This window comes from Deinococcus fonticola, from assembly GCF_004634215.1.
Taxonomy (GTDB): Bacteria; Deinococcota; Deinococci; order Deinococcales; family Deinococcaceae; genus Deinococcus; species Deinococcus fonticola.
The window spans coordinates 56,104-70,099 of sequence record NZ_SMMH01000015.1 but is presented as its reverse complement, the minus strand read 5'-3'; the positions used below and the strand labels follow the sequence as shown (position 1 = coordinate 70,099).

The 13,996-nt window shown below is 65.1% G+C and carries 15 protein-coding genes and 1 other RNA gene; 10 read left to right on the top strand and 6 right to left on the bottom strand.

Annotated elements, in window-relative coordinates:
• Positions 1 to 35: 35 nt before the first annotated feature.
• The 9 genes from E5Z01_RS10625 to E5Z01_RS10585 all read left to right on the top strand — a co-directional run bounded on the left by E5Z01_RS10625 (position 36) and on the right by E5Z01_RS10585 (position 9,894).
• The gene (locus E5Z01_RS10625) at positions 36 to 1,085 is read left to right on the top strand and encodes a 3'(2'),5'-bisphosphate nucleotidase CysQ (RefSeq protein WP_240738295.1); all 1,050 of its coding nucleotides are present in this window, start codon (positions 36 to 38) and stop codon (positions 1,083 to 1,085) included.
• Positions 1,082 to 1,669: a GNAT family N-acetyltransferase gene (locus E5Z01_RS10620; RefSeq protein ID WP_135229329.1), complete on the top strand. Its 588-nt coding sequence runs from the start codon at positions 1,082 to 1,084 to the stop codon at positions 1,667 to 1,669. Before E5Z01_RS10625 ends, E5Z01_RS10620 begins: the two co-directional genes overlap by 4 nt.
• Positions 1,670 to 1,695: 26 nt before the next feature.
• Positions 1,696 to 2,598, top strand: a complete 903-nt coding sequence (locus E5Z01_RS10615; protein ID WP_135229328.1) for an NAD(P)-dependent oxidoreductase — start codon at positions 1,696 to 1,698, stop codon at positions 2,596 to 2,598.
• Between the two features lie 418 nt (positions 2,599 to 3,016).
• Positions 3,017 to 4,600 (top strand): ABC transporter substrate-binding protein, encoded by a 1,584-nt coding sequence (locus tag E5Z01_RS10610; RefSeq protein WP_135229327.1) that lies wholly within the window; start codon positions 3,017 to 3,019, stop codon positions 4,598 to 4,600.
• Between the two features lie 166 nt (positions 4,601 to 4,766).
• Positions 4,767 to 5,795 (top strand): ABC transporter permease, encoded by a 1,029-nt coding sequence (locus E5Z01_RS10605; protein ID WP_119761985.1) that lies wholly within the window; start codon positions 4,767 to 4,769, stop codon positions 5,793 to 5,795.
• Between the two features lie 4 nt (positions 5,796 to 5,799).
• Positions 5,800 to 6,801 carry an ABC transporter permease gene (locus E5Z01_RS10600; RefSeq protein WP_119761987.1) on the top strand — a complete coding sequence of 334 codons (1,002 nt, stop codon included), beginning with the start codon at positions 5,800 to 5,802 and terminating at the stop codon, positions 6,799 to 6,801.
• Positions 6,802 to 6,924: 123 nt separating this feature from the next.
• Positions 6,925 to 7,632: a S4 domain-containing protein gene (locus tag E5Z01_RS10595; RefSeq protein ID WP_167757870.1), complete on the top strand. Its 708-nt coding sequence runs from the start codon at positions 6,925 to 6,927 to the stop codon at positions 7,630 to 7,632.
• Between the two features lie 183 nt (positions 7,633 to 7,815).
• Positions 7,816 to 8,844 carry a cell division protein ZapE gene (gene zapE / locus E5Z01_RS10590; protein ID WP_135229326.1) on the top strand — a complete coding sequence of 343 codons (1,029 nt, stop codon included), beginning with the start codon at positions 7,816 to 7,818 and terminating at the stop codon, positions 8,842 to 8,844.
• 3 nt (positions 8,845 to 8,847) lie between these two features.
• A complete protein-coding gene (locus E5Z01_RS10585; protein WP_135229325.1) occupies positions 8,848 to 9,894 on the top strand; it encodes a serine hydrolase domain-containing protein in 1,047 nt (348 codons plus the stop codon).
• A gap of 77 nt (positions 9,895 to 9,971) precedes the next feature.
• Here E5Z01_RS10585 and E5Z01_RS10580 read toward each other — a convergent pair whose 3' ends face one another.
• The 5 genes from E5Z01_RS10580 to E5Z01_RS10565 all read right to left on the bottom strand — a co-directional run bounded on the left by E5Z01_RS10580 (position 9,972) and on the right by E5Z01_RS10565 (position 12,824).
• Positions 9,972 to 10,412 carry a uracil-DNA glycosylase gene (locus E5Z01_RS10580; protein ID WP_119761994.1) on the bottom strand — a complete coding sequence of 147 codons (441 nt, stop codon included), beginning with the start codon at positions 10,410 to 10,412 and terminating at the stop codon, positions 9,972 to 9,974.
• Positions 10,413 to 10,491: 79 nt separating this feature from the next.
• A complete protein-coding gene (locus E5Z01_RS19510) occupies positions 10,492 to 10,629 on the bottom strand; it encodes a hypothetical protein (protein ID WP_167757869.1) in 138 nt (45 codons plus the stop codon).
• Between the two features lie 77 nt (positions 10,630 to 10,706).
• The gene (locus E5Z01_RS10575; RefSeq protein WP_135229324.1) at positions 10,707 to 11,522 is read right to left on the bottom strand and encodes an AAC(3) family N-acetyltransferase; all 816 of its coding nucleotides are present in this window, start codon (positions 11,520 to 11,522) and stop codon (positions 10,707 to 10,709) included.
• A gap of 269 nt (positions 11,523 to 11,791) precedes the next feature.
• Positions 11,792 to 12,574 carry a twin-arginine translocase subunit TatC gene (gene tatC / locus E5Z01_RS10570; RefSeq protein ID WP_135229323.1) on the bottom strand — a complete coding sequence of 261 codons (783 nt, stop codon included), beginning with the start codon at positions 12,572 to 12,574 and terminating at the stop codon, positions 11,792 to 11,794.
• Positions 12,575 to 12,587: 13 nt separating this feature from the next.
• Positions 12,588 to 12,824: a twin-arginine translocase TatA/TatE family subunit gene (locus tag E5Z01_RS10565; RefSeq protein WP_135229322.1), complete on the bottom strand. Its 237-nt coding sequence runs from the start codon at positions 12,822 to 12,824 to the stop codon at positions 12,588 to 12,590.
• 267 nt (positions 12,825 to 13,091) lie between these two features.
• Between E5Z01_RS10565 and E5Z01_RS10560 the strand changes: the two genes are divergently transcribed.
• The gene (locus E5Z01_RS10560; protein ID WP_135229321.1) at positions 13,092 to 13,445 is read left to right on the top strand and encodes a DUF423 domain-containing protein; all 354 of its coding nucleotides are present in this window, start codon (positions 13,092 to 13,094) and stop codon (positions 13,443 to 13,445) included.
• A 53-nt stretch (positions 13,446 to 13,498) separates the two neighbouring features.
• Here the strand turns inward: E5Z01_RS10560 and rnpB are convergent.
• Positions 13,499 to 13,929: RNase P RNA component class A (rnpB, locus tag E5Z01_RS10555), an RNA gene on the bottom strand.
• Positions 13,930 to 13,996 lie beyond the last annotated feature (67 nt).

Here is a 13,996-nt window from a genome sequence, read left to right as displayed (position 1 = left end):
ATTCAGGAACCCATAGGAGCAGTATGCTGGGCCAGATGACGTTTTACGGGCATGAACTGGCAGTGGCGGAGGGTCTGGCGCGCGAAGCGGGCGAGCTTCTCATGCAGCACCGCCGCGCCGGATTGAAAGTGGATTACAAAACCAGCCGAGATGACCCTGTCACCGCGGCAGACCGTGAAGCGTCCAAATTCATTGTGGACGGTCTGAAACACGCTTTTCCTGCCGACGGCCTGCTGAGCGAGGAGGAAACCGACGCCCCAGACAGCCGCGTGGGCCTGGAGCGCGTGTGGATCATCGACCCCATCGACGGCACGCACGAATACACCGAGGGTTCAGCGGATTTCTGTGTGAGCATCGGCCTGTGCGTGGGGGGCGAGGCCCTGCTGGGGGCCGTGTACGCCCCGGCGACCGGGGAGCTGTTCAGCGGCTACGTGGGGGTGGGCGTGCGGAAGAACAGCCGGCCGGTGGGCTTCTCTGAGCGCTCAGCATTTGTGGTCAGCACGTCGAACACCGAGTATGGCCGCGAGTTGCACCGTTACGGCCTGCCGGGCCTGGCCCCCAGCGGCAGCATTGCCCTGAAACTGGCGCGGCTTTCGGCTGGTGAAGTGGACGTGACCTTCACCATGTCACCCCGCAGCGAGTGGGACATTGCCGCAGGCGACGCGCTGGTGCGGGCCTCGGGGGGATTCCTGCGGCGGCGCGACGGCCGACCGATTGTTTATAACCTCTCCAGGCCGCACATCGAGCAGGGCATCATCGGGGGCAGACCCGAAGCGGTGGCGTGGCTGGAAACGCAGTTGCAGGCGAACGCCATTCCCACCGTTCACCTTAACGTGCAGCCTGGTGATCCAGCCTGGCAGGCCCTCTCCCCTGCCGATCAGGCGGAACTGGCCGGGGAGCCGGGCGTGTGCATCCGTTACGCCGGGAATCGGGTGCTGGCCCTGCTGGTGGTTGACCCGCGCACCCGCACCGTTCAGCGCAGCAAAGGGGACGCCTTTCATCTGGCGCGCTTGACCAGGGACGTGACCCGCGCCGTCGGGCCACTGCAAGACGAGCCCCCACAAGATGGGCCGCGTGGGCCATGACGCGGGGCGCCCAGCCCCCCCGGCACTGTCCCCGCGTGACCCTGAAACGCGTGCTGGACTTCAGCGGCGCGGAGTGGCACACCCTGTACGGCTTTTTCCGCGACAGGGAGCTGGCCGACTGGAACGACGCCAAACCCATCAGGATGCCCGAGTGGATGTTCAGGCGCGTCATGCAGGACGAGGAAAAAAGCAGTGAACGCGCCGGCTTCGGCGTCCTGAACGAGCGCGGAGAACTGATCGGCAGCGCGGAACTGTACGACTTTCGCCCCAGTCCACCCCTGCGGGCCACCACGGCCACCCTGGGCGTCATGATCGGTTACCCGCGCCTGTGGAATCAGGGGTACGGGCGCGAGGCCGTTCACGCGCTGCTGCACTGGGCCTTCACGGTGCAGGAACCGCCTCTGCAACGCGTGCGCCTGACCACCTTCGGCCACAACCGCCGCGCCCAGCGGGCCTTTGCCGCGTGCGGGTTTCAGGAAACGGGCAGGCTGGAACGCCCGAACCGCACCGACGTTCACATGGAAATCAGCCGCGCCGCGTGGCTGGCACAGGCCAACCTGCCGGAGAACAGCCCAGATCTCTGAACGCCGCAGCGCACTACCATGGGCGCATGCGTGTGCTTGTGCCCCAGATGCCTGACTTTCGTGCCCTGAGCGTTCCCAATGTGGAACTGGACTTTTACGCCAGAGGGAGCGTACCGGCTGGCGAGGCGGTGGGCGCGGTGCTGTGGATGACGGACGCGGACACCCGCGACACGCTTTTGAAGGTGCCGGGCCTCCAGTGGGTGCTGACCCTTACGGCAGGCATCGATCATGTTCAGGGACACCTGCCGGCGGGGGTGAAGCTGTTCAACGCGAACGCCCTGCATGACCGGGCCGTGGCAGTACACGTGGTCACGGGCATGCTGGCGGCCATGCGCGGCCTGCACCGCTTCCGCGACGCCCAGCGCGCGGGTCACTGGATGCGCGTCACGCCGCCGGAATCGAACCTGCACACACTGGACGGCCTGAAGGTCGTGCTGTGGGGCTACGGCCACATTGGCCGGATCGTGGATGACCTGCTGGCCCCGTTCGGCGTGACGACGTACGCCATCAACTCGAAAACCGAACCCGACCTGCTGGAGTACCGCCTGCGTGAGGCGGACTGGGTGGTCTTGCTGCTGCCCAGCACCGAGCAGACGCGTGGGGTGGTGAACGCCGAGTTGCTGGGCAAACTGAAGCGGGGCGCGTGGCTGAGCAACCAGGGGCGCGGAGGGCTGATCGTCACGGCCGACCTGCTGGACGCCCTGAACTCCGGCCAGCTGGGCGGCGCCGTGCTAGACGTGACCGACCCGGAACCCCTGCCGGAAGGCCACCCGCTGTTCGCCCAGGAAAACGTCCTTCTGACCCCGCATGTCGCCAGCACGACCAGCGACCTGCTGGCCCGCGGCGCGGCTTACACCCGCGATTTCCTGCTCGACCTGACGCAGGGCCGCGACCCGGACGGCCTGGTGAAGGCCGGACGCATTTACTGAAGCGCCCAGTCAGTGGCTTGCTGGCGTTGGTGAACCGGCCTGAAACGTCTTCCCTGGGTTTCAGTTCAGGCCACCTCGAACTTGAACGCTCTTTGGTGCCTCCGGGAGGATCGCTGGGGGAAATGAAGGGCTGTCGCTCGCGATTCTCTGCGGCCCGAAGGCGCTGCACTTGCCTTTTTTTCAAAGCGGCTTCAGTCAACGAACCAGCGCAGTCTGCCTGTGGCCTGACTGCCCTGTGAAACGGCGGAGGGAACCGCAGGACGCAGGGGCAGCTTTGCCTATGTGGCAGTCACCTTGACACCCCCTGTTCAGACGCCTACCCTGGCATTCATCAACCACTTACTGCGCCATCGAGAACTTTGAATTCCAGTCGATCGTGTCTGGATTTTCATTTGATGGCGTTTTCACGGAGGAACGAATGAAAACATTTCTACTGACCGCCGCCCTGCTCGCAACGCTCTCCACGGCTTCCGCCGCCGGCACGCTGGTGTACGGCGCCAACGGCGACCCGGTCAGCCTGGAGTCGGGCAACATTACCGATGGGATCAGCATTCTGGTGCAGCACCAGATCTACGACACGCTGATCGGCTTCAAGCCCGGCACTGCCGACCTTATTCCCGCGCTGGCCACCAGCTGGAAGGCCAACGCCAACGCCACCAGCTGGACGTTCACTCTGCGTAAGAACGTCAAGTTCCACGACGGCACCCCTTTCAACGCCGACGCGGTGGTCTTTAACCTGACGCGCTGGTGGGACAAGGCGCACCCCTACGGCTTCCGCGCCCAGGGCCGCACCTTCGAGATAGTGGGCGACCTGCTGGGCGGCTACAAGGGCGACGCCACCTCCGTGATCAAGAACGTCGTCAAGGTCAACGACAACACGGTGCGCGTCGACCTGAACAAGCCCAGCAGCGTCTTTCCGGACGTGATCGCCGCCGGGTACTTCGGCATCGCCAGCCCCACCGCCATCAAGAAGGACGGCCCCAAGTACGGCACGCCCGCCAGCAAGCCCATCGGCACCGGGCCCTTCGTGTTCCAGAGCTGGCGCACGGGTGACCGCGTGACCCTCAGCGCCAACAAAGGCTACTGGGACGGCAAACCCAAAGTGGATACGGTGGTCATTCGCGGCATCAAGGACGCGGCGCAGCGCCTGAACGAACTGAAGGCCGGCACCATCGACTTCACCAGCGACCTCACGCCCGACACGCTGAAGTCCGTGCAGGCCGACAAGAACCTGGTGGCCGTGAAGAAGCCCAGTTTCAACGTGGGGTTCCTGAGCCTGAACAACCGTAACCAGTACCTCAAGAACCAGAACGTCCGCAAGGCCGTCAGCATGGCCATCAACAAGAAAGCCATCGTGGACGCGTTCTGGAACGGGCTGGGCACCAGCAATGCCAGTTTTGTTCCTCCGGTCATGAACTGGGCCAACAGCAAGAATGTGCCCGCCGACTACAAGTTCGACCCGGCCGCCGCCAAGAAGATGCTGGCCGACGCGGGTTACCCCAACGGCTTCTCGATTGACCTGTGGTACATGCCGGTGTCGCGCCCGTACTTCCCCAACCCCAAACCCATCGCTGAGGCCATTGCCGCTGACCTGAGCGCCATCGGGATCAAGGTCAACCTCAAGACCGAGGACTGGGCCAAGTACCTGGAAGACCGCAACAAGGCCCCTGGCTTCGACATGTACATGATCGGCTGGACCGGCGATTACGGTGACCCGGACAACTTCTACGGCGCTTACTACGGCCCGAACGGCAGCAGCGACATCGGCTGGAACTCCATTACCGTGCAGAACCTGCTGGAACAGGGCCGCGCCGCCACCACCAAGGCCGCCAAGGCCAAGGTCTACGCCGAGCTGCATGAATTCACCTACAACGCCACCTACCGCGTGCCGGTCGTGCACAGCAGTCCATTGGCCGCGCAGCGCAGTTACGTGAAAGGCTGGATTCCCAGTCCGTTGGGCAGCGAAGCGTTCAACGACATTTCTCTGGTCGGCAAGAAGTAAGCCGAGCCCCAGTCACGCGCAAAACGGCATCCTTTCCACTGGATGCCGTTTTTTGCTGCCGCGGAAACACTTGCCTGGGCCAGGCGGCGCCGGCGACGGGCGGGAACGGGTACACTTTGAGGCACATGCCAAAACATCTGAAGTTTGCTTCGACTGGAGGCCCATTTTGGGGAGTTACCTGATTCGGCGACTGCTGCGCACCCTGCTGGTCATGCTGGGCATCAGCCTGGTCGTTTTTGTGTTCGTGCGTTCCATTCCGGGCGACCCGGCGGTCGCCATGCTGGGTGAGCGCGCCACCCCGGAAGCGGCGGCGGCCCTGCGTGAGCAACTGGGGCTGAACAAACCGTGGTTTTTCAATCCACAAAACCCGCTGGACGCCCAGTACCCCAAGTACGTCAGCGCCCTGCTGCAGGGCGACCTGGGGGCGGGCATCAAGAGCAACATCCCGGTCAAGGACGACCTGGGCACGCGCTTTCCCGCCACGGCCGAACTGAGCATCGCGGCCATGGGCTTCGCGCTGCTGTTCGGCTTGCCGGCCGGGATTCTGGCGGCCATTCGGCGCAACAGCGTGTGGGACAACCTGGCAACCACCATCAGCCTGGTGGGGGTCAGCATGCCGGTGTTCTGGCTGGGCCTGCTGCTCTCATACTTCTTCGCGGTGAAACTCGGGTGGCTCCCCCCCAGCGCCCGCCTGGGCAACGAGACGCAGATTGAACCCATCACCGGCCTGTACGTGCTGGACAGCCTGCTGCGCGGCGACCTGCGGGCCATGTGGGACGCCATGCGCCACCTGGTGTTGCCGGCCATCGCGCTGGGCAGCATTCCGCTGGCCATCGTGGCCCGGATTACGCGCAGCAGCCTGCTGGACGTGCTGGGGCAGGACTACGTGCGCACCGCCCGCGCCAAGGGCCTGGATTTCCGGGCCGTGAACCTCAAACACGCGCTGCGTAATGCGCTGCTGCCGGTGGTGACGGTGGTGGGGTTGCAGGCGGGCGCCCTGCTGGGCGGCGCGGTGCTGACCGAGACGATCTTCTCGTGGCCGGGCATCGGCTCGTGGGTGTACGAGGCCATCAGCCAGCGCGACTACCCCGTCATTCAGGGCGGCGTGATTTTCGCGGCCCTGGTGGTCAGTATCGTCAACCTGCTGGTCGACCTGAGTTACGCCGCCCTCGACCCCCGGATTCAGTACAGGTGACCCCATGACCACGGCAACTCCTGAGCAAGTCAAACCCCGGCGGCAGCAGAGCATTTTCTGGCGGCGCTTTCGCAAAAGTACCCCCGGCAAGGTGGGCGCGGTCATCGTGGCGCTGTTCGCGCTGCTGGCCCTGCTGGCCTCCGTCATCAAGCCTTACGACCCCACCACTGACCGCAACTACCGCCTGAACCTCAAGCCGCCCAGCATCACGGCCCTGTGGAACGCCGAGGCCAAGGAAACGTACACCGACCCCGCCAGCGGCAAATTGAACCTGTGGGCCGCGCCCTTCGGGACGGACAACCTGGGGCGCGACGTGTATGCCCGCGTGCTGCACGGCACCCGCATCAGCCTGAAGGTCGGGGTGGTCAGCACCCTGCTGGCCCTGGTCATCGGGTCGCTGCTGGGGGTGTTCGCCGGATACTTCGGCGGCTGGGTGGACAGCGTGCTGGGTTACTTCGCGGACGTGATGCTGGCCTTCCCCGGCATCCTGCTGGCCATCGGGTTCGCCAGCATCTTCAGCACCGACCACCCGCCACTGCTGATCCAGGGACTGGACAAGCTGTTCGTGCTGAACAGCCCGCAACTGGTGACCGCCATGCTGGCCGTGTCGCTGGTGCAGATTCCGGTCTATATGCGTCTGGCCCGCTCGGTCGTGCTGTCGGTGCGTGAACGCGAGTTCGTGCAGGCCGCCGGGGCGCTGGGGGCCACACAGGCGCGCACTATCTTCCGGCACGTGCTGCCCAATAGCCTCTCGCCGCTGATCGTGCAGGGCGCCCTGAGCATTGCCACCGCCACCATCGAGGTCGCGGCGCTGGGGTTCCTGGGCATCGGCGCACAGCCCCCGCTGCCCGAGTGGGGCACCATGATCAGTGACAGCCGCCAGTACTACATCGACGCGCCCTGGACGATGATCTTCCCCGGCCTGGCGATCTTCCTGACGGTGCTGGGCTTCAACCTGCTCGGCGACGGGCTGCGCGACGTGCTCGACCCCAGGAGTACGCAGTAAGGGAATAAGCGGTCAGGAACGAGCGGAAGCTTCGGCATTTGCCAAAGCTTCCGCTTTCCTGTGTAAAGGATGTCAGTCATTCGGCAGACGCCAGTGCTAACGGCAGGCTCTATCCTGCCTGTCATGAAGCAGAAACTCAGCACGCTTGTCGCGCAGGCCCGTGGAGGCCGCGTGATCCGCACGCCTTTTATCGACGCCGACGAAATCGACCGCCGCGCCCTGAACAGCGAGAGCGATGAGGTGCGCCACAAACTCGCGGGTGGGTTCCCGGACGCCCGCCGCGTGATTCTGACCCTGTTTCCCGCGCATATCCCCGAGGTGGACGCGGGCGTCACCGTGCTGCGCATAACGCCGCAGGAGGCCGCGCCCGCCTGGGACTTGCAGGACTTCGCCGTGCAGCTCAAGCGCCTGGGGCTCAACGACGACCAGCTGGGCGACCTGCGCGAGGAACGCGGCGGGGCCTTCCTGATCGCTGCGACCGGCAAAGCGGCCGAGATGCTGGCCAGCACGGGCAAAATCGGTGACCGTGAGGTGGAAGTCGAGGAAGTCGGCGAAACCGCCGGAAAAGGCAGCAAGGTTCGCGAGGTCGTGGTGCCGTCCATGCGCGTCGATGTCGTCGGGGCCAAAGGCTTCGGCGTCAGTCGCGCCTACTTCCAGCAGGGCATCGACGGCGGCAAGGTGCGCCTCAACGGCCAGCCTGCGCGTTCCAGCAGCGAAATCCGCGAAGGCGACAGCCTCAGTGCCGATGGTCTGGGCCGCATCGACTTTAAACGGGTGGTCAACGAAACCCGGCGCGGGAATTACAAGGTGGAACTGGACGTGCACAGGTAAAAAGGCTCGTAGGCTGTGAGCTGTCGAGCATGGAAGGCTGAGCTGAAGGTTTTTCCCTTCCTAGTGCTGGGAACCTGAGCGCTAGGAAACAGAGAGGGCGTCCAGACCACCCTTGACGCCACGCGGTCTGTTTTCTTGTTCCTGAGCCTTCTGCCTTTTGCACGGCTGCCCTAGAATGCCCCGGTGACCGCGCCTCATCCGTTCGAGCATCCGCCTGAGTCCTCGCCACAGGAGCTGGTGGAGCACCTGAGGCCCAGTGCCCGGTTTCAGAACGTCCGTTTCGACACGTTCCAGCCCAACCCGGAGTTTCCCAGTCAGGAGGAAGCCCGCACGGAATTGCAGCATTTCGTGGACAGCCTGCAACCCAGCAGCGGGTTCCGCTTGTTCCGGCGTAAACCGGAGGGGCGCGGCGTTTACCTCGACGGCGGCTTCGGCGTCGGGAAAACGCACCTGCTGGCCAGCACGTACCATGCCGCGGTGCAGGAGGGCGTGCGGGGCGTGGCCCTGATGAGCTTCCAGGACTTGATGTACCTGATCGGGGCGCTGGGCATGAACCGCGCCGTCGACCTTTTCAAGGGGTACTCACTGCTGCTGATCGACGAGTTCGAGCTGGACGATCCGGGCAACACGCATATGGCGAACACCTTTCTGGGGCAACTGATGCCGGGGGGCACCAGCGTCGTGGCGACCAGCAACACCGAGCCGGGGGCGCTGGGGCAGGGGCGCTTCAACGCGCAGGATTTCCAGCGGCAGATTCAGGGCATCGCCAGCCGGTTCGAGCCGCACCGCATCGATGGCCCGGATTACCGCCAGCGCGGCACTGCGCCGGAAGAGCCGCTGAGTGCCGGGGAATACGCCGCGTGGCTGGCCCTGCAAGACGCCCCGGCGACGGTGGTGGTTCGGCACCGCGAGTTGAACCGTTACCTGCTCGACATTCACCCCAGCCGTTTTGCCGGCATGCTGGAAGGCGTGAAGGCCCTGGCCATCGAGGAGCTGATGCCCATGCCGGATCAGAACGTGGCCCTGCGTTTCGTTCACTTCGTGGATAAGCTTTACGACCTGGGTTTGCCGGCGGCCCTGACGGGCGTGAGCCTGGCCCAGGTGTTCAGTGAAACCTACCGCCACGGCGCCTACGCCAAGAAGTACAGCCGCGCCCTGAGCCGCCTGTCCGAGCTGCTGCGCGAGGCGCGAACAGAATTGCAGGGCGGGTAACGCGTGTTTCGCCGTGATCCGCTGCGGCAAACGCTGAGCCAGGTGGGCGAGGCGCTGGGGCGTGACGTGACGGCCAGTGTCCCGCTGGCGCGTCAGGCGCTGCCGCACGGGGGCGTCATCGGGGTGACTCGCGGCGGGCAGGCCCAGGTGTGGGCGTTCGGGGACGTACCGTCCACAGGCGTGTTCGAGCTGGCGAGCATCACGAAGTCCTTCACGGCGGCGCTGGCGCAGGTGTTGGTGGCTCAGGGCGTGCTGACCTGGGACACGCCCGTGCGTTCGCTGGGGCGCGAGTTCCGGGGGCTGCCGCCGCACTTCACGCCGCTGACGCTGGCGACGCACACGGCGGGATTGCCCATCCACCCGGCGCGGGCGGTGATCACGGGGGTCACGCACTTCCACGACCCTTACGGGAGCATGTCCGCGCGTGACGTGCTGGCGAGTGCGCGGCGCTGGGCGCGGCCTTCCCGGCCCCCACGCTTCGGGTACTCGAACCTGGGGGCGGGCGTTCTGGCCCTGGCGCTGGCCCGGGCCGCCGGGCACGACATGACCGCGCAGGGGTTCGGGCAGGCGTTACAAACCAGCGTGCTGGAACCCTTGCAGCTCACCTCCATAACGCTGAGGCCCCACCCGGCACGGTTGGTCACGCCCCGCGCCTCGCTGGGGGGAACGTCCACCACGAATTTCGGGCCGCTGGTGGGGGCGGGTGGGCTGTACGGCACGGCGGGTGACCTGCTGACCTTCGCGCAGGCGCACCTGAGCGGGCAGGCTGGGCGGCACTGGGAAGCTGCCCAGGTCGTCAAAGGCCTGTCGCTTCCGCACGCCGCGGTCGCTCCCGGCTGGTTTCACACACCTGCGCCGGGCGGCCCACTGGTATGGCATGACGGGGTGGCGCGGGGCACGCGTGCGGCGCTGGGTTTTCATCCCGCCACCGGCCGGGTAGTGGTGGTACTGGCGCGCGGTGGCCTGCCCATCCTGGGGGCTCGCGCCGCCGTGCCTCTGCTGATGTTGCGCCTGCTGGACGCGAATGTCGGCCGAGATCAGCACCAATAAAAAACAGACCTGAAAGCTCTCCAGGCCTGCCCAGCACTCTCTATTAGTTTCTCGACTTCACTCAGTCCTGGCTTTGCTCAGTTGCCGAGCAGCAGGTTCTGTACGGCAGTAGGGGTGTCGGGGAAGTTGATGGCGACATTGACCACGGTGCCGGGAACGGTGGCAGGATCGACGTTGATCCAGTGGCTGGCCAGCATGGGAGGATCGGGTTGCGGGTCGAGGGCACGCACCAGCACGCGGCCCTGCGCCGGAACGAACACGCACCAGCCGCTGCCTTCCGTGCCGGCGGCGGTAAAGGCCCGCACCGGCAGGACGCTTTGCAGCGTGAGCTCCTCGGAGGTGGCCCAGTACTCGATCAGGATGCTGGCGTGCGTGCGGTTCAGGTCGCTCTTGTCCAGGTCGATCTGAATTTCCACGCTGTCCTGCTTTCCAGGAACCATATTCATCCAGCCGGGAACCACGAAACGGTCACTGCGGGTGCTCTTGAACTGCTGAGCGGGGGGGGTAGGATTGGTCATACTCGTTACACCTTAGCGCGAAAAGACCCCACCTGCATGACCTGCCAGGCGGGGGTAGAGCCGATGGAGCCGCGGCGGCTCAGTTCTTCTGGACGCTGGTGATCAGGGCTTTCATGGCCAGGTAGCCCACCATGAAGAACATCAGGGGCGTCAGGTTCAGCGAGACCTCGGCGTCTTTCTCGGGCTCCAGGGCGTTCTGCTTGCGGTATCGGATCATGGATGCAGCTTAGGCCAGGGCAGCGGCGCGTGGACTTGAGCGCCCTTATAAATTGGTTGAAGGAGCCGAACGTTTCCTTAACGCCTGGTCAGAGCATGGTGCTCACGCGGGTGCAGACCGCCGCTGCGAATCAGTTCGCGCACCTGCTGGCAGCGGCAGTAACGGTACTGGCACAGCAGGGCCTCGGGTTCGCGGTTCAGCAGGCTCACCGCCCGGTCGACCAGCTCGCGCACGCGGTACAGCCGCAACTGAGCCTGGCCCACCGTCACCGCCCTTTCGCGCCCGTGCATGGCTGGCAGCAGGTTGTCGAAGTCCGCCGAGCAGTTGGGGAAGGCGGTGGGCTGCGCCCGGCCCTCCAGGGGTACGTAACGTGTCAGGGCTGGCACCCCCGCCAGGTGCTCGGCGTAGTGCAGGGTGGTGTTGCTGCCGAAGTCCACGCCCAGCAGCAGGGCGTACCCGTCGAGGTCGTACAGCGCCCCGATAGGCTGGTAGGGGCTTTCCAGGCTCTGGGCGCCGGTGATGGCAGCCGCCTGCGTCCCGATCGCCACGAAACTCAGGGCAGGATGAAAGGAGCGCTCGGCGTCGGCCCGCTCGACCATCTCCTGCGGCACGCGGCCAATGTCTCGGCTCACGCGGGAATCGCGGTGAAAGGTGCCGCGTGGCCGTTCAGTCGGCGTATTCATCAGGGTGTTGTACGTGAACGACGGCGCAACCAGCGTGGCAGTGCGGGCCAGCAGCGTATCCACCACCGTTCGCGCTCCGCCCTCCAACGTGCCGAAGGACTTCAGGCTGGCATGAACGATGACGTGCTGCGGGCCGTCCAGGCCCAGGGCCGCCAGCCCTTCATCCAGATCGAGGGGGCCAACGGTGGGTTTACGCAGCAGGTTGAGCACGCCACCCAGTGTAATACGCCCGGTGATAAGCATCCCGTTTGTTTCGTTCACCCTCCGGAAAAACGCCGGCGGGTTCACGCCACGTCCGGGACGCTTTTTCTTCCTTCTCCTTCCAGTCGGGTTGCCCAGTTCTTCCATAACTGAAGGGCCGGAATTCTTATGACATCGTTCACTGTGACGTCTTTCACGGGGAAAGCGTTCATGCAGCAGCCCCGGCAGCAGGCGACAGAAAACAGCCCGGCACAGGCCGGGCCGTGGGGGCCAGAGGTTCAGGCCATGAGTTCAGGCTGTTCCGTCTCGGCGGGCGGAACCACCCGGAAAACGCGCGACAGGATGACGCTGAGTTCGTACAGCACATAGAGGGGAACGGCGACCAGCAGCATGTTGCCGGGGTCCGGCGTGGGCGTGATCAGCGCGGCGGCGAGCAGAATGCCCACCAGCGCAAAGCGCCAGCCCGCCCGCAGCATCTTGTGGTTCACCAGCCCGATACGCGTCAGGACGATGGCCAGAATGGGCATCTCGAAGGCCAGGCCAAAGGCGATCAGGAAGGTCATGACGTTCCCGACGTAACTGGCCAGGCTCTGCATCTGCGTGACCGCGCCGCCCAGGAAATCCACCAGAAAGGGAATCATGGTGGGCAGCACCAGCTTGAACCCGAACACCGCGCCGCCCAGAAAGGACAGGCCCGCACCCAGGATAAAAGGCAGGCCCCAGCGCCGCTCGCTGGGGTACAGGCCCGGCGAGACGAACGCCCACACCTGCCACAGGATGAAGGGCAGGGCCAGCGCCAGCCCGGCCCAGAAGGACAGGTTCAGACTCAGCATGAACTGGTCCGTGAGGTTCACGGCCACCAGCTTCACTTCCCCCAGCCGGTAGAGCCTGGAGTAGGTCAGGGGCTCCTTGACCAGCTCGATGAGTTGCGTGCGGTATTGAAAGGCTGCCGCCATCCCGATGACCAGGAAGACCAGGCTGAAGATGATGCGGCGGCGCAGTTCTTCCAGATGATCGAAGAGCGGAGCGCTCTTGAGTTGCGGATCTTGCGTGGGCGTCATGGCCATCCCTGATTTAGCGGCGTTCCTGCGGCTGTTGCACCACAGGTTCATTCACGACGGGCTGCCCGGTGACGGGGTCAAGCTGACGCGAGGGCACGTCGGTGACGATGTGGTCGTGCCTGACCTCTTTCTTGAATTCGCGGATGCCCTGCCCGACCCCCTTGCCCAGCTCCGGGAGTTTCTTCACTCCAAAAATCAGGGCGATCACGACAATAATCAGGATAAGTTCTATGGGGCCGAGTCCGAACATGAAAAGTCTCCTTGCAGGGTGTGGCGGGGTGCGGGGGCCGGAAAGTGTCCGGCAACGTTCAGGTCGGCACCGTAACACCCGAATGTTAAACGAGCATGTCACATGCGAATGCCCCCGAGGTAAGACGCGGGCCACTTTTCTTCACCTGTTTTCTTCACCTGAAGCGGACTTTGCCGCCTGACTCTGCGGCCTGGGCCGGACGGTTCGGGAAGGCGGCATGCGGGCACGGGACACGCCATCCCCGCGCGGCTGGGTAAGCTGCCGGGCATGAAATGGAACGTGTTTCAGATGGGAGCCTGGCTGGCCTCCGCCGCCGTGGCGCTGGGGGCCTTCGGGGCACACGGCCTCAAAAGTCGGCTCGATCCCGCCATGCTGGCCAACTTCGAAACGGGCGTGCGTTACCAGATGTACGCCGCCCTGGCCCTGATGGTGCTGGGCACCCAGGCCGCACAGACCCGCGCCCCCATTTTTCTGCTGCTGGGCGCACTGGTTTTCAGCGGCTCGCTTTATGTGCTGGCCCTGACGGGGGTGCGCTGGCTGGGGGCCATTACTCCCCTGGGCGGCGTGTTGATGATCGTGGGCCTGATCCTGGCCGGGCTGGACGCCGGCAAGGGCCGCTAGAGCAGCCTGAAATGAAAAGGCCCCGGACATGCTGCCGGGGGCCGTTTTCATGCTGGTGCGGGGGACTTGTAAGCCGGGTTCTGTCCGCCACTCGCGCGGCGGCCTGGTCATCTCTCTTGAGTACGCGTCGCCGCGCACTTCCAGCGACCATCCTGACGGTCGACGGGCGGGCCGCCCTCGCGTACGGTCGGGTCTTGCACCGGATGGGGTTTACCAGCGCCCCGCGTCTCCGCCGGGCCTGGTGCGCTCTTACCGCACCGTTTCACCCTGACCCCAGACACCCACGTCCACGGGCTTCACGTCTGAGGCGGTCTGGTTTCTGTGGCACTTTCCTTCAACTTCGCCGCTTTCCCGCACGCGTGGCGTTCGCGCGGGCGCTCGACTCGCTGACCAGCCGTTAGCTGGCATCCCTGCCCTGCGGTGCCCGGACTTTCCTCACCTCCAGCACTTGTGGCACTGGGGGCGCGACCAGGAGTTCCCCCGCACCCCTCATGATACCAAAAAAGCCCTGCTTCCGGGGATGCGGTCGGAAGCAGGGAAACGTGGAAGTT